At 51.3% G+C, this 21,973-nt stretch carries 29 protein-coding genes; 6 read left to right on the top strand and 23 right to left on the bottom strand.

All coding sequences use genetic code 11. From position 1 onward, the window contains the following. Positions 1 to 114: 114 nt before the first annotated feature. From ACZRMS_RS11475 to ACZRMS_RS11500, 6 genes are all read right to left on the bottom strand, one after another. Entirely contained in the window at positions 115 to 528 is a 414-nt protein-coding gene (locus tag ACZRMS_RS11475; RefSeq protein ID WP_463995446.1) for a DUF6283 family protein, read from the bottom strand. Positions 529 to 790: 262 nt separating this feature from the next. Beyond that, positions 791 to 1,270, bottom strand: a complete 480-nt coding sequence (locus ACZRMS_RS11480; RefSeq protein ID WP_169873002.1) for a hypothetical protein — start codon at positions 1,268 to 1,270, stop codon at positions 791 to 793. A gap of 81 nt (positions 1,271 to 1,351) precedes the next feature. Beyond that, positions 1,352 to 1,600 carry a PapB/FocB family fimbrial expression transcriptional regulator gene (locus tag ACZRMS_RS11485; protein ID WP_463993432.1) on the bottom strand — a complete coding sequence of 83 codons (249 nt, stop codon included), beginning with the start codon at positions 1,598 to 1,600 and terminating at the stop codon, positions 1,352 to 1,354. A 423-nt stretch (positions 1,601 to 2,023) separates the two neighbouring features. Beyond that, entirely contained in the window at positions 2,024 to 2,302 is a 279-nt protein-coding gene (locus ACZRMS_RS11490; RefSeq protein WP_463995447.1) for a hypothetical protein, read from the bottom strand. A gap of 55 nt (positions 2,303 to 2,357) precedes the next feature. Beyond that, the gene (locus ACZRMS_RS11495; protein WP_326427806.1) at positions 2,358 to 2,549 is read right to left on the bottom strand and encodes a hypothetical protein; all 192 of its coding nucleotides are present in this window, start codon (positions 2,547 to 2,549) and stop codon (positions 2,358 to 2,360) included. A 121-nt stretch (positions 2,550 to 2,670) separates the two neighbouring features. Next, positions 2,671 to 2,967: a hypothetical protein gene (locus ACZRMS_RS11500; protein WP_463995448.1), complete on the bottom strand. Its 297-nt coding sequence runs from the start codon at positions 2,965 to 2,967 to the stop codon at positions 2,671 to 2,673. 250 nt (positions 2,968 to 3,217) lie between these two features. Here ACZRMS_RS11500 and ACZRMS_RS11505 point away from each other — a divergent pair, with 250 nt between their 5' ends. Then, a complete protein-coding gene (locus ACZRMS_RS11505; protein WP_326427789.1) occupies positions 3,218 to 3,568 on the top strand; it encodes a hypothetical protein in 351 nt (116 codons plus the stop codon). Between the two features lie 565 nt (positions 3,569 to 4,133). On the opposite strand, the gene ACZRMS_RS11510 is transcribed toward ACZRMS_RS11505, so the two are convergent. The 7 genes from ACZRMS_RS11510 to ACZRMS_RS11540 form a co-directional block, all read right to left on the bottom strand. Then, the gene (locus ACZRMS_RS11510; protein WP_463993427.1) at positions 4,134 to 4,469 is read right to left on the bottom strand and encodes a hypothetical protein; all 336 of its coding nucleotides are present in this window, start codon (positions 4,467 to 4,469) and stop codon (positions 4,134 to 4,136) included. A gap of 76 nt (positions 4,470 to 4,545) precedes the next feature. Beyond that, the gene (locus ACZRMS_RS11515) at positions 4,546 to 4,926 is read right to left on the bottom strand and encodes a hypothetical protein (RefSeq protein WP_169872994.1); all 381 of its coding nucleotides are present in this window, start codon (positions 4,924 to 4,926) and stop codon (positions 4,546 to 4,548) included. Between the two features lie 424 nt (positions 4,927 to 5,350). Continuing rightward, complete coding sequence (locus ACZRMS_RS11520) at positions 5,351 to 5,926, bottom strand: hypothetical protein (protein WP_169872993.1); 576 nt, start codon at positions 5,924 to 5,926, stop codon at positions 5,351 to 5,353. Between the two features lie 240 nt (positions 5,927 to 6,166). Next, on the bottom strand, positions 6,167 to 6,418 hold the full coding sequence (locus tag ACZRMS_RS11525) for a hypothetical protein (RefSeq protein ID WP_169872891.1): 252 nt from the start codon (positions 6,416 to 6,418) through the stop codon (positions 6,167 to 6,169). A 180-nt stretch (positions 6,419 to 6,598) separates the two neighbouring features. Next, entirely contained in the window at positions 6,599 to 6,880 is a 282-nt protein-coding gene (locus tag ACZRMS_RS11530; RefSeq protein ID WP_326427785.1) for a hypothetical protein, read from the bottom strand. 50 nt (positions 6,881 to 6,930) lie between these two features. Next, positions 6,931 to 7,365: a PH domain-containing protein gene (locus tag ACZRMS_RS11535; RefSeq protein ID WP_463995449.1), complete on the bottom strand. Its 435-nt coding sequence runs from the start codon at positions 7,363 to 7,365 to the stop codon at positions 6,931 to 6,933. 32 nt (positions 7,366 to 7,397) lie between these two features. Further along, on the bottom strand, positions 7,398 to 8,339 hold the full coding sequence (locus ACZRMS_RS11540; protein ID WP_463995450.1) for a recombination-associated protein RdgC: 942 nt from the start codon (positions 8,337 to 8,339) through the stop codon (positions 7,398 to 7,400). Between the two features lie 195 nt (positions 8,340 to 8,534). Between ACZRMS_RS11540 and ACZRMS_RS11545 the strand changes: the two genes are divergently transcribed. Continuing rightward, complete coding sequence (locus tag ACZRMS_RS11545; protein WP_463995451.1) at positions 8,535 to 9,110, top strand: type I-F CRISPR-associated endoribonuclease Cas6/Csy4; 576 nt, start codon at positions 8,535 to 8,537, stop codon at positions 9,108 to 9,110. A gap of 271 nt (positions 9,111 to 9,381) precedes the next feature. Here ACZRMS_RS11545 and ACZRMS_RS11550 read toward each other — a convergent pair whose 3' ends face one another. The 10 genes from ACZRMS_RS11550 to ACZRMS_RS11595 form a co-directional block, all read right to left on the bottom strand. Continuing rightward, positions 9,382 to 9,618 carry a hypothetical protein gene (locus ACZRMS_RS11550; RefSeq protein ID WP_463995452.1) on the bottom strand — a complete coding sequence of 79 codons (237 nt, stop codon included), beginning with the start codon at positions 9,616 to 9,618 and terminating at the stop codon, positions 9,382 to 9,384. Between the two features lie 729 nt (positions 9,619 to 10,347). Then, on the bottom strand, positions 10,348 to 10,623 hold the full coding sequence (locus tag ACZRMS_RS11555) for a hypothetical protein (protein WP_463995453.1): 276 nt from the start codon (positions 10,621 to 10,623) through the stop codon (positions 10,348 to 10,350). A gap of 94 nt (positions 10,624 to 10,717) precedes the next feature. Then, positions 10,718 to 12,127 (bottom strand): ParB/RepB/Spo0J family partition protein, encoded by a 1,410-nt coding sequence (locus ACZRMS_RS11560; protein WP_463995454.1) that lies wholly within the window; start codon positions 12,125 to 12,127, stop codon positions 10,718 to 10,720. Next, a complete protein-coding gene (locus ACZRMS_RS11565) occupies positions 12,124 to 13,161 on the bottom strand; it encodes a ParA family protein (protein ID WP_169872986.1) in 1,038 nt (345 codons plus the stop codon). Before ACZRMS_RS11565 ends, ACZRMS_RS11560 begins: the two co-directional genes overlap by 4 nt. Before the next feature lie 238 nt (positions 13,162 to 13,399). Beyond that, on the bottom strand, positions 13,400 to 13,618 hold the full coding sequence (locus ACZRMS_RS11570) for a hypothetical protein (RefSeq protein ID WP_463995455.1): 219 nt from the start codon (positions 13,616 to 13,618) through the stop codon (positions 13,400 to 13,402). Positions 13,619 to 13,748: 130 nt separating this feature from the next. Next, positions 13,749 to 14,237: a hypothetical protein gene (locus tag ACZRMS_RS11575; RefSeq protein ID WP_463995456.1), complete on the bottom strand. Its 489-nt coding sequence runs from the start codon at positions 14,235 to 14,237 to the stop codon at positions 13,749 to 13,751. Between the two features lie 68 nt (positions 14,238 to 14,305). Continuing rightward, positions 14,306 to 14,923 carry a hypothetical protein gene (locus ACZRMS_RS11580; protein WP_463995457.1) on the bottom strand — a complete coding sequence of 206 codons (618 nt, stop codon included), beginning with the start codon at positions 14,921 to 14,923 and terminating at the stop codon, positions 14,306 to 14,308. A gap of 222 nt (positions 14,924 to 15,145) precedes the next feature. Then, positions 15,146 to 15,643 (bottom strand): hypothetical protein, encoded by a 498-nt coding sequence (locus ACZRMS_RS11585; RefSeq protein ID WP_463995458.1) that lies wholly within the window; start codon positions 15,641 to 15,643, stop codon positions 15,146 to 15,148. A gap of 12 nt (positions 15,644 to 15,655) precedes the next feature. Beyond that, a complete protein-coding gene (locus ACZRMS_RS11590; protein ID WP_463995459.1) occupies positions 15,656 to 15,925 on the bottom strand; it encodes a hypothetical protein in 270 nt (89 codons plus the stop codon). 333 nt (positions 15,926 to 16,258) lie between these two features. Next, the gene (locus ACZRMS_RS11595; RefSeq protein WP_169872980.1) at positions 16,259 to 16,606 is read right to left on the bottom strand and encodes a hypothetical protein; all 348 of its coding nucleotides are present in this window, start codon (positions 16,604 to 16,606) and stop codon (positions 16,259 to 16,261) included. A 753-nt stretch (positions 16,607 to 17,359) separates the two neighbouring features. Here ACZRMS_RS11595 and ACZRMS_RS11600 point away from each other — a divergent pair. Genes ACZRMS_RS11600 through ACZRMS_RS11615 form a run of 4 tightly spaced genes read left to right on the top strand, consistent with a single transcriptional unit; the run spans position 17,360 to position 21,968 of the window. Further along, complete coding sequence (locus tag ACZRMS_RS11600) at positions 17,360 to 18,412, top strand: toxin co-regulated pilus biosynthesis Q family protein (protein WP_463995460.1); 1,053 nt, start codon at positions 17,360 to 17,362, stop codon at positions 18,410 to 18,412. Between the two features lie 12 nt (positions 18,413 to 18,424). Further along, positions 18,425 to 20,146, top strand: coding sequence for a hypothetical protein (locus ACZRMS_RS11605; protein WP_463995461.1), 1,722 nt, complete (start codon positions 18,425 to 18,427; stop codon positions 20,144 to 20,146). Between the two features lie 3 nt (positions 20,147 to 20,149). Beyond that, the gene (pilO2, locus tag ACZRMS_RS11610; RefSeq protein ID WP_463995462.1) at positions 20,150 to 21,466 is read left to right on the top strand and encodes a type 4b pilus protein PilO2; all 1,317 of its coding nucleotides are present in this window, start codon (positions 20,150 to 20,152) and stop codon (positions 21,464 to 21,466) included. Continuing rightward, a complete protein-coding gene (locus ACZRMS_RS11615) occupies positions 21,456 to 21,968 on the top strand; it encodes a hypothetical protein (protein ID WP_463993417.1) in 513 nt (170 codons plus the stop codon). Before pilO2 ends, ACZRMS_RS11615 begins: the two co-directional genes overlap by 11 nt. Positions 21,969 to 21,973 lie beyond the last annotated feature (5 nt).

The following is a 21,973-nucleotide window of genomic DNA, read 5'->3' on the forward strand; positions in this document are numbered from 1 at the left end:
TGAATGATCGCGCGCTCTTCAACGCTGAGTTCGGAATAGGACATAGGGGCAGCACCGTACCGGAAAGGTCAGGTGTTGCACTCAGTTTTCGCGGCCGCCGATGTTCATGGGGTGCTACTCGTCATCGGCTATTGGTGGTGTGCTGCGACCTGACGATCTCACTGCAGATGGCTGCGCAGCTTCATAGTCGGCCAGCATCTCGTGAAAATCGGGATAGAGATCGATGCTGGCGCAATTGTCGACGACTACTGAGAGGTCTGTGTCCTCCAGTCGCGCCAGCAAGCGGACGTTTAGATTCGACCAGCCGTGTTGTGCGATGTAACCAGCGCACCCGTACTCGGCACCAATCTTGCTGTGGTGGCAAGCCATGATCGTTCTTAGACCGACTTCATCACTGCCCTTAGGCGGGACAGTGTTCGCAAGGCGGCGCATATCTTCAATGCTGAACCCATCGATGTCGGCGCCGCCGACCGTTGACGACCTGCGCCATGGGCAGGTGGGGCAGGGCTTTTCAGCACACATCTTCATTGCTATTCGACCTAGTGTGAATGATCGGTGGCGGGGCTTTGATGAGCCCCGGTCGGCGGGTGGTAGCAGGTTTTGGCCTATCGATTACTTGCGCTTGTACGAGGCTAAGCGTTGCGTTACTTCATCAGGGGTCAGGTCATGCAGCGCTACAAGACTAGTGGCGCCACGACAGACGAGAATGGCGCGTGTCCCATCTTGGTACACCCATTTGTAATCGCTATGGGTGTTTTGAAAAATCAGATCTTGTTGAGCTAGTGTTGGCTTACTCAATGATCCACCCCCACCCTTCAAAGTTGCCTTTAGGCCTGTCAGCTTTCATTTCCCGCATATCGGCCAAGGCTCCATTCCAGTACGACTGCGCATTGTTTTGGAAAGCCTCTAACTCAATATCTGGTTCATCGCAGATCCAGTCATAACCGATTACTTCTAAGCGCCACGCAGCAATCTCTGCATGATCCATTTGCTGAAAGTCGGGCTGAAAGGTAGAACCTTCCAGACGAACCTTAGTATGAGCTGGTGCAAACTCCGCGATTTTGTCGCGCAGTTGATCAACCACAGCGCTAAGTTCAGGAGTCCACTGGCAATCAAAGCTCGGTTTGCCAGTCTGCTCCGCGACTACGTAGCCCCCATCGCTTTCAACGGCGAGGGTTAGCTGAGAGGTAATGCGAACATCGGCGGCTGATGCCGTAGCTGGGATGCCAGAGGCAACGAGAATCCGTGCCAAAAGTTGAAGTTCCATCATTGCCCTGTGCTCCAAAAGATCTGGTTTCGATGGGGCTATATTACTCATTTGAGTAATACTAAGGCAAGATAAATATTACTCCTACGAGTAATATTTGGCGGCTGCGCGTAGCTGCGCGCTTACCTCGTGGATCTCACCTACTTTCCGTGAAAGTTGACTCTGATTGACCTGGTAGCGTGCAATAACATCACACTGAAACATGCCTTCTACAAAGTGACTTTGCAGAGCCGCAATCAGTGTCTCGCTACGGATTCGAGCGAATCGCACTAGCAAATCAAAATGCTCTTGGTCGACACGGCCTTGAACCAAGCCCGAAAATTCACTTGTCATTACTTACGATCCTTCCTCGTTGAGTTGAAGACTCTCTAAGCCCTTGCGTATCGTTTAGGCGCGCTATCGCTGTAAAGGGGTCACTTGCCTCTGTTTTATTAAAAATGGCCCTTTGGCGAGGCCTGAAGGCTTCAGGTTTTATTCCCCCCGACAGCTTCCCAATCGATATTACGGTTGTGAGTCATCGTGCGCAATAAAATATTACCCGTGGGAGTAATATTGAAAGCTCTGAACAAGCCCCGCAGGCAGGCTGGAGAGGGCTATCTCAAAAGGTGTGCTGTGCGGCATTACCCGCTCCTAACCGGCGCAGCCGATTTGATTGCGTTGGTTTTCAAAGCGGGTAGAGGAGTAGGGTGGGGCGGATGTTGTTGCTGAGTTGCTGGCCCAGATAGCTGGGCCGTGGTGCGGGGGGCCAAGAGTGACTTAGGATTTTGTAATTTCAACATAGCGTGGATTTGCAATTGCATTGCTGGTTTGAGAGCCGCTTACATCACCATCCCAGCACTCGCACTCTGAGTCCCAAGCGCTGCTGTCAAAGTCGAACCCGTTATCCAAAGTCACGGTGCCGTCTAAATTCTTGTGAACCCCATACAGGTGGTCATCAACCAACACTGCAAAACATCCATCGCCAATTTCAAGCGCTTCACCTGGGCGGTCGGCTAGCAGCTTTCTGTAGTCCGCGAGAATCGATTTGTATGACATGTCAAAGTCCTCAATATTTTGTACTGGCTTGCCCCCAGTGAAGGGGGCGCGTGGCTCAGTTTTTTGTGATGTCGGTTCTTGCGAATCCATAAATTGCGATTTGGTTTTTGGCGCCAGCTTCAAGCGCTTCGGTCATCTCCTGCGCTCTGGCCTCGCTGATACAGATCGATTTGGCCGCTTCCAGTACCGCTGCCTTGGGAGTACCTGCTGAAGCGATGGTGCCGTTAGCGTGATGGATCTTGTACATGGCATTACTCTCTTAATTCGTGAACTGCGGGAGGGCGCTGAACTACTTGTCTTTGCAGACTTACCCGCTCCCTCTAGGGCCCGCTTCACTCATCGTGATGATGGGCGAATCAGGTATAGGGTTATTCGCCCTCAGGGTTGAAGTCTTCCCACACGCCCAAATTCACCATCAGCTCTTTAAGCTGCTTCGATGCGGCTTTCGGGCAAGAACCTTGCTCAACATCTAAGATCAGCTCTCTCGCGGCACTAAGGATTTCGTGCGTACGTCGTACATACACGCGAACCTCTTCCACCATATCGAGGCACGCTTCACAGCTATCATCATCTGGCACCCAATCACCTGAGGCCAGCAACGCGATGTCATTACTCAAGTGCTGAAGGGAATCCAAAGCAACGTCTTGGGGCGAATTTGTGGTCATTTCTAGTGTCCTTGCCAGCTCAATGAAGTGAGACTATTGTATATCCCTAGAGATATACACGCAAGGGTGCGCCTCCTTTTATATTACCCGAGCGAGTAATATTTAAGTGGCTAAATATTACTCTTGCGGGTAATGTGTCCCTTCCGGACTTCACCATTGCGGAGCCCCAACCGGCATGGTGAGCGGTGCGGGGAAGGCATAACCGAGACGCCTCTCCTGGCGCCAGCGAACTTTAAAAGGATTAGAAAATATGAGCACTGAAACCCCACAAGCGACCCTAGATCTGATCAGCACGCTGGAGCAGCTCCATCCAACGTTTAAGTGGGAAGCTCTGCCAATTGGTGACTATGACCAGAATGCAACGTTTGGGACGCCTGAAGTGCTTATCTATTTCAGCAATGCCGAGATCGATCTTTGCGAGCAAGGCCCTGATCCATTCTCGGACTACTGCGGTAGCCCGTGCGATCCTTCCCACTGGGGGCTATCGCTCGAAGCTGCAGAGCTAATTCGCGGCCACAACAAAATAGACCTTGGCAGACTGGATGACCCAACCTCACCGTTCTTTACGCCCCCTACTAAACGCGCCAGCACGGCCAGTTGAAAGGCGTGGCCTACGCGGGGGGGGCTTCAGTAGCTCAGCTCTTCCCCTTCGTCCGGTGCAACCGGGCCGGATGATGCCCAGCCTTTAGCCGTTGCAAAGCATGCTTTGGCTTGCCGCAAATGGTACCCACAAAAAAACCCGCGCTTGACGGGTTTTTTTGTATCTTTTACCAGCGATGTCGTCCCTTGATGTGCCGCAACCAAGTGCGCAACCTGGATACCAGATTCTGCCTAGAGAGTGGCTGCCTGACATTGACGGGAGGCTTGTGTATGCGCAACGCCGATTTCTTGATGAAGGGCCAAAATTTCTTCAGTAGTGAACAGGCCTGTAGATCCAATGCCCGACAAGCAACCCAAAGCACGGTTGTGAAAGGCTGACCGTTCACTGTGTTTAGTTTGTTCGGTAAGCATAGTGATTTCAGAGCGGACTGCAGTGAGTGCATTCTCTTTGGCTTTAGCGATATTCATAACGATCAATTCTCGATTTTGGACGAGGCGAAAATCGCGTCCTCCTACGGGCTTTGCCCCACGTTTTAAGGCAGGGCTTAGTAACCTGGTGCAATCACCTACATGAACTCTTCGATGCTTCTGAATTCCGTTGGGCCCGTTTCCGAGCGACACACCCAGCCACGCTGCAGCCGGTGATTTAGAGTTCGGCCAGCCATCTCAGACTCTAAGGCATATACGGCTTGTTCGTTCACGAGGGCGTAATCCTCATGGTCAAGCGCCTTTGAGACTTGGCCCCACACAGCATGGTATAGCGCGTGCTCAGCATCGGGATGCTGAAGTGCTTGTGAGGTGGATGCGATCACCTGACGCACCAATGTCGCAGCTTCGCAAAAGCGTCCCATCGCAACGGCTTCCAAGCGTTGGGCGAGGTATTCCAAAGCTACTTTGTCCATGAGCATTTTCCCGTGTACTTCGAATGCCAAGCTGACTCAATCAAATCCCAGCTTCTTCAATGTCACATGACATTCACTATCTACCCAGCGCCAGCGCCTGACTCGAATTGAGGTCGTTGATGATCTGTTGCACTGCGACTGCAAGCTGACCCTCACGGAGTGCCGCATCTCTGATGAGATCTGCAGCTCCGAACTTGCTCCAATGTTCCACAGCAGCTTGACCGGAAGCCTCAGTGTTTTGGGAGACGTATTCGAAAACCACACCTGGCAGACGCTGGATAGTGTAGTGAAGCTGTGACGGTCCAAATGCCTTAACGAGGGCTTGGAGAACAACCGTGATTTCTTCGAAGCGTCCCTCAGCAGCCAGTTCGCGAACAGCAGTGAGTGCCGGTTCACTGACGTGTGATTTATCCCACTGCGCTAGGGATTCAGCAATTATTGTGAGAACGGGTCGCATGTTTAACCTCAAAGATCGTTACGGGATAAGGCCAGCTCCAATAGTAGGAAGTGCTGACCAGAAATTTAAAACCTTGAACGCTGAACGCTGAATGCAAAGCTTCTGATAAGAGGGTGAGGGGCGGCGGTACCGGATTGAGCCTACCCTTCGAGATAAATACTGAGGGGCATGTCGCCGCCTTTTGACCGATATGCCAAGTAGGCACCCTCCTGAGCTGAGTGCTCTAAACCTTGCCGCTTGACTACCACAATCTCAGTGGCCAAGCCTTGATCCGCTACGTAAGACTGCAGTGCATCGAGCGCTACGGCCTCAGTGTGACCCGTAAACATAAGCGGATCACCCAGCAACTGGTTGGAGTCTCTGTCGAGTGTGACTTCGTACCTATTCTTGCGACACAGCACGCTAGCTTTGATGGTGTGCATTGTCATCCCCTGAAGTGCACAGATTTTGTCTCTGCATGGATTGCAATCGGTAACCTGACTGGCACAAGGAAGAGAGCCAGACACAGGGCATTACGTTTATGGCGCTGCCAGTTTGTGAACTCGGGATTTTCAGAGTGCAGCCAAACGGCGCAAGTTGATGTGGCTAACAACCTGGCTGACCACCAGCGCCCCCAAACCTTCGGAAGATGGCGGAAAAACCAATCTCCCAGTTTTGGCACCGTTGCCTCAACTTGTTGAGCCTTAACAACACAACCTGGAACCTCAAGCCCATCAATGCGCCGTGCAAACACTCGACCCGATTCGGTCAACTGAAAGACCTCCCTGTTACACCCCGTACAGCAAACGCTTTGTTCAACCAACCCCAGAGCCATCAGTCGATCAGCTGCGCAAAGCGCCGGGGCTTGGTCAAAATTCACAAAGCGCCACTGACGGTTGAACCGCCATTCAATTTGCTGGCCCTGAATCCATTGGCCACGGCTAAGAGATCGGATCGAGATGAAGTCAGCCTTACAAAGGCGTTGCAGGGGAGGCAGCTTGTCTTGTTTGGTTGTTGCCATGCTTCACTCCTTCGATTTAGCAGACAAGGAAGTGGATGTCCTCTACGTACTCGGCCCAGCGAGGGCTGGGCTTGAGGTATGGCGCGTGTGATTATTTGATGCGAGCAAGGCGAATCCAAAAATCACGGAAGACTCGTGAGTCAGCGGCGAGTCCGTCGTAGCCAAGTCGCGAAACTTCAAGTGCCCTGTGATTGGCCCGTCGGGCATTGTCGATGTATTGCTGCTGGAGTTTGGAGTAGCTCACGCTTTTTCCTCAGTTTGTGCTGGCGCTTCAGGAAGTTGGAGTTTCACAATTTGTGGGACACACTCAATCCATTCACTGGCCATTTCGATGGCCTGAGCTACAGCCGATGCATCCGCTAATTCGTTCTGCTCGATCAACGCATTTACATCATCACGATCAAAACCCGGCATAGCGGGCAGAACTGCATCTCGTGGTACGGAATCGATCCAAGCGAGTAGCGTTTTCAGGCGTTCAAGAGAGCTTTTCATTTACGGAACCTATGCATGAGCTGAAGGCGCAATGTATACCCCTAGGAGTATACAATCAAGAGAGTTCATCTGCTAATTTGCTGAGCAAAAAAATCAGATACGCAGTCATCGTGTGCACCTGAAACATCTCTCTGTCGAATGGGCTAAGGCCCGCATATAGCAGGCCCAGCCGTTAGCAGTTTATTGCGCAGCAAGCCGCGATGTTGCCTTGGGCTTATTGGGTTGCCGAGAGAGGCGTTCAAAGTCTTGTCGAATCCCTTCAACCGCCATATCACCAACGTGCTCGGTCAGTTTTTCTGCTAGTAGGTCGGCATAATCCATTTCGTCGTGCACGGAACCACTCACCCAAATCGCATTGCATTCATCTGCCAGCGCCTTAACGCCATCAAGAAATTTTCTGCGAGCGACGTCATCCAGTGGCAACCCGTATACCTGGGTGGTGATTTTATTGGTCGTTGTCATGTCTCTAACCTATTGCAAGGACTGAAAGGTTTTGGGGTATTGGCAGAGCATCAGTAATCAAGCTCGCGGACACCACGTTTGATCCGTCGCAGCTCGGTATGCTCGCGGAGCAAGGCCTGGACCTTGTCGGGGCTCTCGATTGCTTGCATACACAACGATGGATTCGTTTTGTCCGAGGTAATTACGGTCACAGACCCGAGCCCTACCATCCGCATGAGAACGCTTTTGGACTGTGACAAATCCTTGATGCGGTAAAGCTCAAGCTCATCAACGTGCATGTTCAGAACCCCCCTGTAACTGAACAGGCGCTCACTGGTTATGACAAAGCGCGTATTTCGCACTACAAGCCAAGACCAGAAAGCCACGAGCAGGGGTATCACCGTCCAGAAAAAGAGTCCGCACAGTAGGAATGTTCCGGCGTTATTCCATTGAGAAGGGGTGCACTGCCAAACGATTTTTTCGTTTGCGTTGAGATGGGGCGTCATTGGTTACTACTCACAATGCTTTGATCGATGATTTAAAGGGCTTGAGGTAGGTCTTCCCCACCAAATGCACCTGTAAGCGCTGTGGTCAGCTTCCCTAAGGCGTCCGTCATGATGGTCATGCTGGCATCGAAGTACTGCAGTGCATCACCTTCGCCAGCTGCTTGTGCCGCGTTTTCTTGAAGCAAATCATCAAACTTGACGCCTTCAATGATCAGTCGATCGGTCAGCTTGAAAGTCAGCTTGCCATTCCACGCGAGAGCCAGCTTCGAAGCTCTGCGACCTGTTGAGAGATGAAGCTGCACTTCTTCAGACGTGAGGTCCATATCGGTAAGTCGCACCTTGCCAACCTTTTTGCCATCTTTGAGGCCTGCGAGATCTGCGCTGTCGAGAATTGTGAATCCTTCAGGTGCCTCGCCGTCCTTAAGCCATGCTGTCATGCCCTCTGCAGGGCTCTGGAGGGTACGCATAGGTCGAACTGGCAAACTCCCCAGCACTTGGCGCAGCGTGCTTAGGAGGTCTTCTGCGACGTTTGGAGCGCTGGTGTCCACGAGGATCAGGTTTTGTTCTGGGATGATCAGTGCAGTTGTGTGTTTGCACTCGGGAATCAAACGGGGAAGCATGCCCGCAATCACCAGTTCCTTCAGTTGGCTGCGTTCCTTGCCATATACCTTGCGCTCCTGGTTGGTCTCGATCTCACGGACTTGCTTGTCGACGGCGTCGTTGACCGACTTCGAAGAAATTTTGCGCAGCCATTTCTCGGCGCAAATCAGAATCCCTGTGCCAACAGGGTGAGCCAGAATCTTCGACTGAACTCCCTCTACCCGTGGCAGGGGACTGGAAAACCCGTAGGTGGACAATTCGTCGTCCCCTGGTGCTCGCGCCAGCTTTTCGGATAGGGCTGCTTGGAGTCTCTCGGTGCTGAGGTCAATGTCACCAGTGATGCGGTAAGCGATTACTTTCTTGAACCAAGTCATGTGCGTCTCTTCAGTGCGGTTGGAGGGGCTTTACCATCGTTTTTGAGTCGAGCTGGTCAGCTCATACGCTTTAAAAAACAACGTATAATGCTACCGCACATTGTAAATGTGGGGTTAGAATTGATCTCACAAAGTGGTCGCCTGTGAATTCTCCGGGTGCCATCTCTCAAAGACCTAGTAAACGAGCCCTCATCCATGAATTTGAAGAAGTACTTTGAAATTCAAAGCCTCGATGGGGCGACCTCTCGAAGTTCCTACGCGAAAGTAGTTTTGGCCGTCCACACCCTAAACAGCCAAGGTGCAAAGCTTGTAGTTGATTGGCCTAAATGGGCATCAGCAGCCAATTACTTCGGCACGACCATGCGGGTGTTTGGTACCGAGGATGAGTTGCTGCAGGTGAAGAAGATTGTTGAGGCGCATGTCGCCAAGATTTTGAGAGGGAAATACGGCAAAAAGCCAATGCTGCTTGGACCAGTTCTCGATGTTCCTGAGCATGCAAAAGTAACCTGGATATTCAAGCGGGACCGAGCCCCGTGCCGCATGCGCTCAAATTCACATGTACAACGGCTCAAACGGCGGGCACTTGCTCGCGGAGAGCAGCCAAAAGAATATGAGCCAAAATTCGTTGAGGCGCACACCCTCATGCTCATGTCGCTCAGTACAGAGCTGCGTTTTCCTATGGATATTTGCCGCGCTCGACCAAATCACTTGGATTTTGTTGATTGCGAGCCATCCGCTTACGGCCTTGGAGTGCCTATTCCGCGCTTTTGAGGCAAACGAGGGTAGATAGCAGTTTGCCACTTAGAGGCCTGCTGCTATCATGCCGTCCTTGTTTTCAGGTGAGTTGTTACGTCCTCGCGGGTGTTGCGCCTTCCATAGAAGTACATCTGTCTCTGAGTAGGTGAAGGATCACACCTCAGATTCCCGCAGCATATGCGGTCGTTTACTTTCGCTGAACAAGCGCTCCTGCTAAATCGCCGTTCTGAAGTCGAGAAGGGCGTAGCATTAGCACCGTCCACTGTATAAGTGGTAAAACGCCAGCTCATTGAGCTGGCGTTTTTATTTGCTCTTCAATCGGCAATCGGGCTGTTACCAGTGGCGTGTTGTGCGCCTGGACGATCAACGAAACGAGTTCTGCAAGTAATCCATCGTCCATGACCTGCTTGGTATAGGCGTGGATCATCCTATAGCCGTGCAGCGTAAACAGATTGGATCTCCTCCGATCCGATTGAAAGGCTTCTTTGCTGCGATGGAATCCAAATCCGTCTAGTTCGACCACTATGTACGACTGCGGAAGGTACACGTCAGCTGAAAAAGACGACCTGGTATCAATCCCTCGCGTTCCCACTCAGGTATGCCTGGCAGTGCCGCACACAACGCCTCATACAGTCGCCGCTGCGGTATTTCGTTGTCCTTCTTTAAGCAGGCCGCAAGCTGTGCAGCTGCAGGAGGTTTGGTTTGCTTCTTGATGGGAGGCGAAGCATTACGCGTCAGCAGAGCGATGCTTTCAGGACTTCGACGCCCAACCATGCCACGGGTTATTTTATCGGCCTCATCTTGTGTGATGAGGGCTCGGGCTACAGCATCAGCGGGTGATAAACGGAATCCCACAGAGATCATCCTAAAGTGATAAAAACTGCTTATTCAGCAGATCACCTTTCGATTTCATAAATGAAATTAAATTTACAAACTATTGTTTTAAATCAGTAAGTTACGTTTGAAATTTAAAAACAAAAGATCGCATGCTGGAGGCCAGCATGCGATTGAAATGCGCTTGTACAGCGAACAGATGCAGCAACTGCCTATTCGGCAGAGTAGGTATGTCAGAGTCACTCCTTTATGCAAAGGAGGTCGACCAACGCCGCCTGTACGGCGGGGTGAAGGGCGACACGGGAGGGCGTGTCGGCTTCAAATTTTACCCTCTTAAGCAGAGGAATTACTACTTGGGGGGAGTCTAACGGTTTAACTTACGATTTAAACAATAGCATAGTTACGAGCACTGCCAAACTCATTTAACAGTGCTATGAGTTCGTAGAGCATGGATAAACAACGCATGTTGTAAGCACGCCTGTTTTGTACCATTGCTCGAATCCGCGCATATGGCATCTATAATATCAAGCGACTCTTTCGTGATTCTAACATTGGTTCTGGTCTTTTCCTTGCGCCCGCGCACCCATGTACCCAAAAGCGCTTCAATCTCCTCGGCTGGCTCTCGCTTGAAGTGAGCCAGCGCAGCGGCGATCCAATCGGGCCACAGCTTCCCCGAAGCATGCTGCGCAGCCATGATGATCTCGACCTGGTCGTTAGGTAGCCATAGAGGGTACGAGGTGGTTGGGATTGATGCCCGTCTAGCGCTTGGAGCAGGATTACGGACCATTTCAGTTTCCATCCTCTTCGTCCAAGTGGTCGAGACCCTTAGCCATCAGCTCGATCACGTCCTCAAGGTATTTCTTACGCTTATTCTCAGGTGCTGCAGGCCATGCTTTCAATGCGGTTTCAATTGCAGCTTGGCTCGCTTCATCTAGACCTTCAGTGGTCTTCAAAGCGACCAGAATGCGTTTCCCCGCTTCTGTGCCTGGAAGGCGCACCTTTGCTCGCGTGATGGGTTGATTTTGCTTGGCGGGGGAGGCTGGTTTAGGTGCAGGTGGTTTGGTGCCGTTGCCTACCGTCGGCGGCAAGTCAGATCCTTCCGAATCGGCATCGAGCACCTGGGCGCCTGGGTTTACTTTCAGGTACTTGAGAAAAGCCCGTGCATGCCCGTCGATTTCATTGATTTTGGAGTACGCTCCTGAGTAAACCGCGTTCAGCACTTCGCAGCCTTCGGGAAGCAGGCAGATAACCCGCCAGCGATGAGACCAGCTACGTGATCGACCAGAAAACTCATCTTCGAACAGAGAGAGCTTAATCTTGGTGTTGTCCGGGCCGCATGGTTCCCCAACTAGAGCGCCAATGTAGGTTCGCATGGAACGAACCTGCGATTGAAGTGAGATGTTGGAGCGGTCGAGGTTTTCATGGATCGTCTGACTCATAGCTGTCAGATCGCTGATCTCAGACCCTGTGACATCGATGCGGTCAACGCTCGCCAAGCAGCAAGCCCAGTACCGGCGTTCGCCACCAACGATCTGAAATCCATTCTGAGCAGGCCTGACCTTTACAGGTTGAATCAAACCGTCTTTCTCGACGTTCGATGCTAAGGCAAATAGCTCCGTCCATACCGTGATGAGTGCCAGTGCACGTTTACGGGCTTCAGGATCGAGAGGCTCACGCACAAAAGTTGCAGTCGAATTGCCCGTGATCGCAGCCCAGCGCTTTGCAGTTGCAGCATCAGGTGGGTTTCGCAAAAGCATGCGCGTGACACGGTCAAGCCAACGACGGAAATGGGCACGCCACAGGCTAACTTTCTGCTCTTCTGTCGGGTCTTCAAAGTTGAACTCGTGCCCGGACCGCACCTCTTCAGATAGCCAAGCCTGGCCTGCTTCTGTCTGGAGCCAACCATCTTTGACCTTGTTGATCCACTCGACGATGCCGCGCTTAGCGAGTTTGTTGATATGGGTCGAACCAAACTGCCTTTTTTTACCATCGGCGCGTTTGGGCTGAATGACATAGGCGTCACACAGCTCTTTGTAGCGCGGATTTAATGGTGTCGGATGGATCTGAGTAGCAAGGAGTTTTGAAACAGGACGTAGCGCGGATGCATCACCAATAACTTGATCGCCTTTCAGCAAACCGAAATCAGCACCACTGCTAACATCCGAACCCTTCACGATGGATTTGCGCGCACTACTCATGGAAAGCACTCCCATTGGTTGCGAGTCTCCATGACCTTTTTAGCAACCAGCTTTACAAAGCGTGTTGATTCAAAGCTGCTAACGCTGTTTGGGTTGGCGAAAACGTGGTCCGGCGCGTTCTTCCAGTTGTCGGTTTCCGGGTAAGTGACCTTATCGGAGAGCGGCGTATTGAGCAGGTATGGCGCCAGCGTCGCAGAAGACTTGATTCGGTCCATTTGCTGTCTGTGAATTAGAATGCGCTTTTCATATAGATTCGGCAGGATTCCAAGAAATTCGAGAGGAATATCCCCGGATTCTCGGCGCTCACTGATCATGGTCTGGAAGTAGCTGATCATAGAGAACACACCATCAGTGCTCTGTGGTTCAGGTACAAACGGGATGTAAATGTGAGTTGCAGCGTGAATTGCTATATCAATGATCGACGTCCGTGTTGGGGGAGTATCGATGATCACAAAGCTATATTTTTCTGCCAGCTCAGGAGATCGCAACCAGCGTCGAAGCGTATCAGCAGCCGATAGAGCCGCTGGCGTATTCGGACGAAAGCTTTGCATGTAAACCAGTTGGTTCTCGTCGTTTGGCACAATGTGAATTAGATCACTGCCCACTGGCTGACATACATCCTTCGGAATTACCCCCATCGCCTCTAGAAGCTCACCTGTGTTACTTGGGTATGGCAGCGGCTCTAATGGGTCGCCCAAATGAAGAAGGTCTAACCACAGGTCGCAAATCGATGTGCGAACAACTTCCTCTTTGAGTTTCACCAATTCTGGATGAGGCCGAGGAGTGGTAAAAGGCGACCCTGTGACTGTTTCGAGAAGGTTCCAGCGCCGTCCTGTGTTCCCTTGAGGATCGAGGTCGATGTAGAGGATTGGTTTGCCCTGGTTGTACTCAGGAAAGCTTGCAAGGCCCTGAACCAGCACACGGCTGGTAGTCGTTTTACCTACGCCACCTTTGTAGTTAGCCGCGACGATGACGGGTACTGGCTTGTGCGTGAAATCGAATTTCGACTTGTCTTGCGTCTTCTTGAGTACCATTGAGGCGCCCCTAAAATATTGGAAAATTCCATTTGCCGAGCGCTTCAACACCCTCAGGCTTTGTGTGGGATGATACACACGCGTGGTACAGTTGCGTAGTACAAATATCAATTTCTAGTGGTACAGCTTCCCCAGCCAAATATTAAATTGCTGCGACAAAAAAAAAGCCCGCATTTGGCGGGCTTCTTGGGTGTTCCTGTATTTCCACGAACTATCAGTTCAACTGGGCGGGACTTCCTCAGTCGGAGTTTTTTGCTTCCTTGCGCTCACGCTCTTCGCGGAAAGTTTCCGCGTAGGCGTCGTCATGAAGCTCCTGGATTTGAATAAGGACAATTTCGTCTTCGTCCTTAAACTCCCAATCTCCACCTTTCGCCGTCCTATCATCGTAGTCAGGAGCGAACTCTGCTTTCCAGTCATCGTCTGCGGGTGATGGGCGAGCTTCTTGGCTAGATGGCATAGTCGTGTCTCTTCTCTTTACATAGGGAAAGCCCAGCGTATTACGGCTGGGCTAGCAGTGTACCTGTAGATGCGCACTTCATTAAGTAGGCTTTCGCCCCGATTCGGTTACGCAGAGAGGTCTTGTTCGGCTAGCGTCCTACCTGCATACGATTGATGACATTGAGCACCGACTCCATGGTGGGTTCTGAAATCCCATGGAACGTATGGAAGTGGAATGTCTCATCATCCACATCCCATCGAGCCAGCTGATCAGCATCGAACGACCACCGCTGTCCATCATGAGAAAATTCAATCCAGCAGAACGAAAGAAGCCACTTCACCACGAGGGCTGTTACATCCGGGTCGTCGTTCGCAAACAGCCCTGCAGCAAGACTCTCATCGCCAACAGCAGCCATTCGCTCGTACCAAACGACGCCATCCCACAAGTCACCCTCATCGGAGTGAAGCAATGCGACCTCGTTCGCCGCTTGATTTGCCAGCGCCAGCAGCTTGCCGTAACCCGCTTCATCAAGACTGCGATCCAACTGCTCAGAATTGGCTTTTGCGTAACTGAAAATGGCGTGAAGCAGAACACCTACATCCTCTTCATCCTTGCTGCGTTCATTCTTGAGAATCATGGTTCATTTTCCTTGAGCTGGTGTGCGGTCTGGCGAACAGAGCTAGCGTTGAGTGAGATAAATACGATCTAGCTGTGCAGGCTGTTGTCGTCACCACACTTCAAGCTCAGGGCGGGATTTGGTCTTGATAGCTCGGTCTGGAACACCAACGCATCAAGCGATTGGCGTGCAATGTCGATCACTGACAGATCGCGGGAAAGCCAGTATTCAAGTGCGGACCTTTCTGTTCGAACTGATGCCGTCAGCCCTCTTCGCATGAGCGCAGCAACCTCAAATGTTAGCCACGAACGCTCATACGCAGAATCCTTTCCTGCAATCCAGAATGAGGCCTCAGTGATCTTGAAAAGCATTACGTAGACCGCAAGTGCCACTTTCGCGTAGGGCTCATCCGACTTGTTCAGCTTGTCCATAACTGGACCTATGCTGCGCAGCGCCTTGATGCGGAATATGTTTGCGTAGGAGGGGCTTTTACCCACGCCAACCAACTTGGGCAGGTCCAGCTCAAAGAAACCCTTTGCTTCCGGCGCGGCAAGCTCAGTGAGCGTCTTCGTGCATGCCATGCACAGAGTGTTTGCGAAGTACAAACGCTCAGATGTGCGAGACGCAGTAGAGCCGTAAGTGAAGCTGGTCATGTCTGTGTGACCGCAGATGCGGGTGCTTTTAGCTGAGAAATTGCGCGTGGTCATTCCCTGTCCCCAGTTTTGAATTCGGTAGGGGCAGATTATCCTTTTAAGGTATATATCACAATGAAATTATCCCATTTAAGGGATAAATATTACTCGCTTGAGTAATATTTAGTTTTGCGCCAGCGGTGTGGCATCCCACTCGGGCCAGCACCGCGCCTCCAAGAGGTCTGAGCGACTGTGCGCCCATTGAGGGCTTCGAAGGGTTGGGTCGTTACTGTGTCATCAGAACATCATCAGCTGGTGGCCAGCGGCCGCTCGTTCGCGAATGTGTCCATCAAGAATGGCAGGGAGTTGCATCAACGCGGCTTTTTCGTGAGCGATGTGGTTTCGCTTTATATCCAGCACTGCGCGGACTGCCTTAATAGGGTCGGCGCCGCCGAAGTACATCAAATCGAGGTCGTTAATGCTGTCCAGGGCGCCAGTACGGCACTTCTCATAGAGAGCGTATGAGGCTGCATGGCTTTTCTGAATTGAGCCAATTAGCACGCCCAACTGATTGATCCGCTCGTCAAGGTTCTTACTTAAATCCCGGATGTAGAAATCCGGCGTGAAGATAGTGCTCGGTTTGATCGCGTCAGCGGGTTGGAAATTCGTGTCGATGTATAAGCGAAGCTCTTGATGGTTGGCAGCCAAACGCACCTGGTCAGCGTTACGTCCAGAAGAGTCGAGGATCTTGCAGGTGGTCTTGGGGGCAGTGCTGGTTATTGAAGTGCAGTCCATGCTGTACATCCCTTAGTTGAAATTGAAGATGGTTGGCTTGTCGCCCACCCGCCAGATGAGACCTAGCCCCGCCATCTCGCACAGGACGGCCCAGCACGAATAGGGAATGTTTGCTCGTCCATCATTCCAGTCGGCGACCATGTCTTCCCCATTAGGACCAAGCCCGAGCAGCCCCGCGACATCTTGAGCGGAGAGTTCAACCCCGAGCCTTTTGCCTATGGCCTGAAGCAGGCCTTGAACCTCGATTGGTGCTGGTGGCAGCCATTTACTGGCTACGGTCAAACACGCACTCCTGATCACAGGCATGAGCTTCCCCAAAATGAATCAGTAGTGGCGCCCTCTAGGAAGCTGGACGCATCAGTGTGCGGGTAATAAATCAAAGTGTTGCCCTGGTGGGCTATCGCCTCATGATAGTAGTAATGGTTCATTATATTTGCAATGCATTTACTAGGCGGAAAAGCAGGTTGCATGGCCGCAATAGCTTGGATCAAAGGTGTATGTAATGAGCGGAGGAGGGTGGCCAGTGTAGATGCCAGTTCTGCGGTAAGAGGCTTAGGCAGTGAGTCTTGTTTGGTTTTCCCGCTCATCCCCTGCCAAGGGGATCGATCAGTCGCATCATTTTTTGGCCAGAGCTGAAGGGCTCAGCCTGGCAGCAGCATCAGAATTGTCGTTTAAAGCCTCAAAAGTCAGGTGGTCTCTGACTTGCGTGAACTCAGCAATGAACGCGCTTCTGAGGACCTGCAGTGACTCTATGCAATCCGGGACCCGGCTTGTTGATCCAACAAGAGCAGCATCGAAACCTGCCTCCCCAGCAAGGTTCTCTGCCTCGTACTGCAAACGATCTAAATCGAGCGGTGTGATGTCCTTAAACAAGGAAGAGTGCTTGCGAAAAAACTCTGCCCGAAAAAGGAGGCTGCGGGCCTCAAGGCATTTTTGAGATGGGGAAAGCGAAGAAATACTCATTTGGTACTGACCTTGTGATGCAGCCCATGGCCGACTGGACTCGGTGATCTACTGACTACGTATAGTAATCTTACACGACGCTGAAAATATCTAAGATGATTGATTCGATTCTGTTACACAAAATGCACCCGTTGTTGATGCTTCGTTTGTAGCTTTCTTCGATTTCCAAATAACTTTTGGCTCCGAGCCATGCTGGTGAAAAGCATGCCGGTCTAGGGCTTCAAGGCCACATTTATGGATCAACCCTCGTAGATACTGGTCCGAAAGCCCGTATGAGCCCCTGTTAAAACGCGTACGGTGCGCCAGCGGAGCACGTGAGAGCTTGTCGTTTCGTGGGGCACACCTTCCGTGCCATTGCCCTGCAGAACGCTTGCAAGAGGTGGTGCCTGAAATTTTTGACACATTGACTTACTCTGTAGAGTATTATTATATCTGGCTTTCTGGCGTGAGAGTCTGACCCGAAATCAACTTGGTCAGGCGTTATGGCAGTAGCGGCTTGTTGTCACTCCTATTCACTTTCGTGTGCCAACCCAACCTGAACGACCTCACCAGTCTGTCAGCTGATGCCGCCATGGGCTGGTGAGTGACAACAACATGAACACGTAGTGGGTGAGCGCCCAATGCAATCGAGCAGCACAGCCTGTTTCGCCAAAGAGGCGCAAACGGGGTGCTCACTAATGACGTATTTCAACAAGAGGTTGGAGCAGTAATGAAAGCCCGCAAAGAATTTGAAGTTGAACAAGGAGCGCAACTGTGAAGCTCAGTCATATCGCCATAGCACTAATGGCGGCAGCCGCATTTTCTTCGACAGCTTCCGGGGCTTTCTTTATTGAAGACTCAAGCATTGTTGGCACCGAGCGCGGGCAGATGGGCAAATTCCAGCCTTATGACGCGCAAGGCAAAGCGACATTCGTAGCACCGAGTGGCGGTACTGAGCCTAAGCAGGCCCGTTACAAAGACGCCGAATTGCTTGTAGATCTGGCATACACCCCTGTTTCACAGCGTGGTTCGGGCGAGCCTGGGATGGTTCCCGGTTTCGGTGACGGCATTCCCTTTGATAGCGCTATGAGCATGATTCTGCCAAGCGGCTGGCAAGTTTATAAGTCAAAGGATTTGGACAGAAAAGTCTTGCCCGAGCAGATTAGCTTTTCTGGTGGAAGGACCTGGCCAGAAGTGTTGAAGCAGGTAGGGGATCGCTACGAGCTACATTTTCATATCGACTGGTATGACCGCACGATCATGATCACTAAAGGCCGCAAAAGCATGGCCATGACGGCCAGTCTGATGCGCGTTGTACCTGAGCCTGTTAAAGCGGCTCCGTCTATCGCTAGCACTGCAACCGGTCAGTCAAAGCCAAATTCCTTTGCCGTCGGCTCATCCACTACAACACCCGCTAATGAAAAAGTGTTGGGGGGTGTAGCCGTCATGGCTCCTGCGAGCACACCGAAGCTCGTCCAAGTAGGTGGTGCAAAAGCTTTTGCTGCCACTGCTGCAGCACCATCAAAACCAGCCGCACCGCCCATAGCGACTTGGATTGTGTCCTCTAAGGACAAAACGATTCGTGACGCGCTTAAGTCATGGACCAACACAGCCAACTGGACATTTGAACCTGAACATTGGGCTGTGCCTGTAGATATACCACTGACCGCTGGTGCCACCTTTTCAGGTGACTTTAAAACGGCTGTACGCCAGTTGATCGCAACGACTGAGTTAGGGGATACGCCGCTACAGCCGTGCTTCTACCTAAACCGCGTTGTACGAGTTGTGCCGATTAACCAAGTCTGCGACCAGATGAGTGCCCGCTGAATGGATGCCCCTGTGAAAAAATTCAATTTCATACCCGCTGTGCTGGCTCTGTCTGTTGCATTGGCATCTGGTTGCTCGACCTACAAAGACAAAGATCGTATTGATGGGCTTGAGGCCGATGTTGGCAACTCAACAAAGGATCACGTTGCCCGCAACATGAGTTCGGTAACCCTGGATGCAAAACGGGCAGCGCAGGATGTAAATCGCCCGTACATCACAGGTAAAGCTATTCCGTTGTCACGTGCTGTGACATTGCCGGCACCATTACGTGGCACTGTTAACGCCACAATGATGTACCGAGAAGATGCTGACCTGATCACCATTGCTTCGCGCATCACCGATGCAACGGGGATTCTGGTCAAGGTAATGCCGGATGCATTACTGCCGCTGGAGGACTTTGGGCCTCGGTTAGACGGCAAGCAAAACGCACAAGGTGGGCCCATAGGTATGAGCGCACCCATGACTGCCAGTACCAGCATTATTGCTCTCGACTCACCACTACCTGGTGCGGGCGCATACCAAGCTCCGATTACCCCCCAGTATCAAACCTCACACGTTAAGGCCAATCAAACCAAACAGGTTGCTCAGGTTGGCAGCGTGCCTTTGGCCACGACTCTCGACGCAATCGCAATGCGTTTGGGTGTGTATTGGAAATACGACTCCGACTTGTCGGCGATTGTCTTTTACCGCACCGAAACCCGGATGTTTGAAATCCGCGGGGCCGAGATGGCCGCAAGCTCAGAAATGTCCATCGATCTCAGTGGTGGCGTAGATAACGCAGGAAGCAGTGGGCTCAACAGCAAGTCCAGAGCCAGTATCGATGTAGCTGGGCAAAAAGAAGGCCCTATTGAAGGCATGATCGCTCGTGTGACTCAGTTCATGACGCGGTCCGGCAAGGTTGCTGCTGGTTCTGGTGGGCTGATGATTGTCACCGACATCAAGTCTTCGCTGGACCAGATCGAGAAGTTCATCAATCAAGAAAACAAGATGCGCTCGCGACGTATTGACTTGGTTTTCGAGGAGATCACTGTCGAGCGCAAAACAAGCGCCCAAGGTTCGCTGAACTGGAATGTTCTCTTTGGAAGTGCTGGTGCTGGCAATGGAGTAGACATCAACGGTCTGAACTCTTTGCTGGAGCAAGAGGGTGCGGCTTTATCTCTCGGCGCATCTGTTGGGTCAGGCCAGTGGAAAGGGTCCTCAGTCAGCATGCAGGCCCTGAGCAAGCTCGGCAAGATCGTTGACCAGAAGATGAATACCTTTGGCGCAATCAACGGGCTCCCAGCCACCTCCGGTCGCCCACAGCGTCAGAAGTACATCGACAAGCTTGAGCAAACGGCCAGCAGTTCAGATGCAACGCAGCCAACGGTAACCGTCACCCAAGCTGAAGAGGTATCTGGTCGAATCATCACTGTGATTCCCTACGCGTACTCTGATGGCGACATCAACATGGCCATCAAATATGACAACACGCCAACCCCAGTATTTGAAAAGCAAGTACTGCCGGATGGTAGCTATGTTCAATCGCCAAGCTCCGTGAGTGACGTCCTGGTTCGTTCAGCAATACTCCGCAGTGGGCAGCCATACGTCATCAGCGCATCGACGGCAAACCTTGCAAATTACGACGAGCGCAGAACTGATCGAAATGCTCCGCTTCTATTCGGGGGATCAGACATCGCGAATCAAACTGATCGTGTAACAGTCTTTGTTCTTACCGCATTGGTAAGAGAGAAGTAAAAGATGACTGCCCAATTTATTCTTGATGTCGACAAACAAACGTCAATTGTTTTTGGAGGTATCACCTGGAAACCGTTGATCGGTTCGAATCTAGCTGGACAGTCTGAAAAACTCGCTGTTTCTACAAAAGCTACTCACTTTGTAGCAGCTGGTAAGCATTCTGCTGCTGTTGGTACGACGAAGCTAGACAGTGAAAGGGTTAAAGAGAAAGGGCGTAAGTTCTACTCGGCGGCAGCGGTTTTCGCACAGGCTCATCAAAGCGGAATCATTGTCACCACCCTTGACATGGAAGACGGTCGTGTTTGGGTTGTTGCTGCACATGATGGCGTAATCCTCAGCGACACAGATGTTTTACTATCGCTTGAAGATTCAGTCGCGCTGGTGACTGAAATTAAGGGCCGTCACAAACAAGCCGTTGTAATTTCTGGCGATTTTGAAACCCAACAATACCTGAACTCAAAGTCACTTTTAGCTCCAGTGCGTTCTGGACTTCAGAAAGTCCCGACTGGTTTAAAAGTCGGGTTGGCAATTTTGGTTTGTCTGCTCATCGCTGATACTTCTTTCGACCAATATAAGAAGTACAAGCGAAACCAAGCTCGTGCATTAGAGAACGAGCAAACCTTCGATGCACATGCTGAATGGAAAATTGTTCTTGATCAATGGGCAGCCTCTATCCAGATCGATGGAGAAGCCGGATTAAAAAAAATCTTCAATGAGCTTGGTCAAACACCTATGACAATAAATGGGTGGAAGCTTGCCGAAGTCAATTGCGCTGCAGTGATTAGCGGGTGGAGTTGTAATGCCCGGTATGAGGCTTCGGTAAATACAAGCAACATGGGTTTCCAAATGGGTAAGCCTAATAGTTGGGTTGCCAAATGGGACGGTCTGACGAATGCAGTGGGAGAGTGGAAGGTTCCTGTAAGCCGGATTGAGTTTGACAGGGCTCATCTAAAAGATGTGTCAGATTTCAGTGTCCAATACATAAGCCGGTTACAGAGAACATTGCCAGCTTTTAGCAATGTTGAACTATCACCTCCAAGCTTAGTGAATATCACACAGCCTCAGGTGTTCGTGAAGACTGAACAAGGTTCGAATATGGTTCCAGTGCCATACCCGGAAGACAATTCCGGTGGGATTGAGTTGCCAAAAACACAAACCTTCAAGGTGGTCGGGCCGTTGAGATCTTTTGTGGTTCTTCCGCTAATCAATGAGACCGCTTTAAAAAATATGCGTTTTGTCGTAGAGGGCCTGGGCTCGGCTCCTACGTTGAGAAGCAGTATGTTTACTGCCGAATTAACAGGTGAATTCTATGTCCGTTAGTAAATGGAAACTCTTCACTTTGGTATTTGGAGTTTCGGCTTCCTTTTCCGTGAGTGCCAACGACGGCCAAGAAATTCAACGATTCAATGCCGTTATGGAAAATACTGTCAACGGCATGTTATTGATTGATGCGAATCGCGCAGTTGTGGCCGAGCAAAAAATGCTGGATGAGATCAACGCTCGTCTTGGGGGGCCTTCTGCTACCTCGTTAAATCAATCAGACATTCAGCAACAGCAAAAAAGTGAAAGTGAAGCAGAGCCTGTACCTGTTGTAGTTCCAGTCCAGATGGATGTGGTAGGAATCTTTGGTTTGGGAAATAACCTTTTGGCAGACGTAATGATCAATGGTGCCAAAGTGCGGTTCAAACGAGGCCATGCCGCGCCATTGGGTATGAACTCTGACTATCCATATCGGTTAGTCGGTATTGAAGCGCCCTGCGTTAAAATCACTGATGCTACAAAGACGCTTCGCAGCGTTTGTTTGAACAAATCAGGCTTGTAGGAGCG

Source organism: Pseudomonas sp. B424, assembly GCF_055408345.1.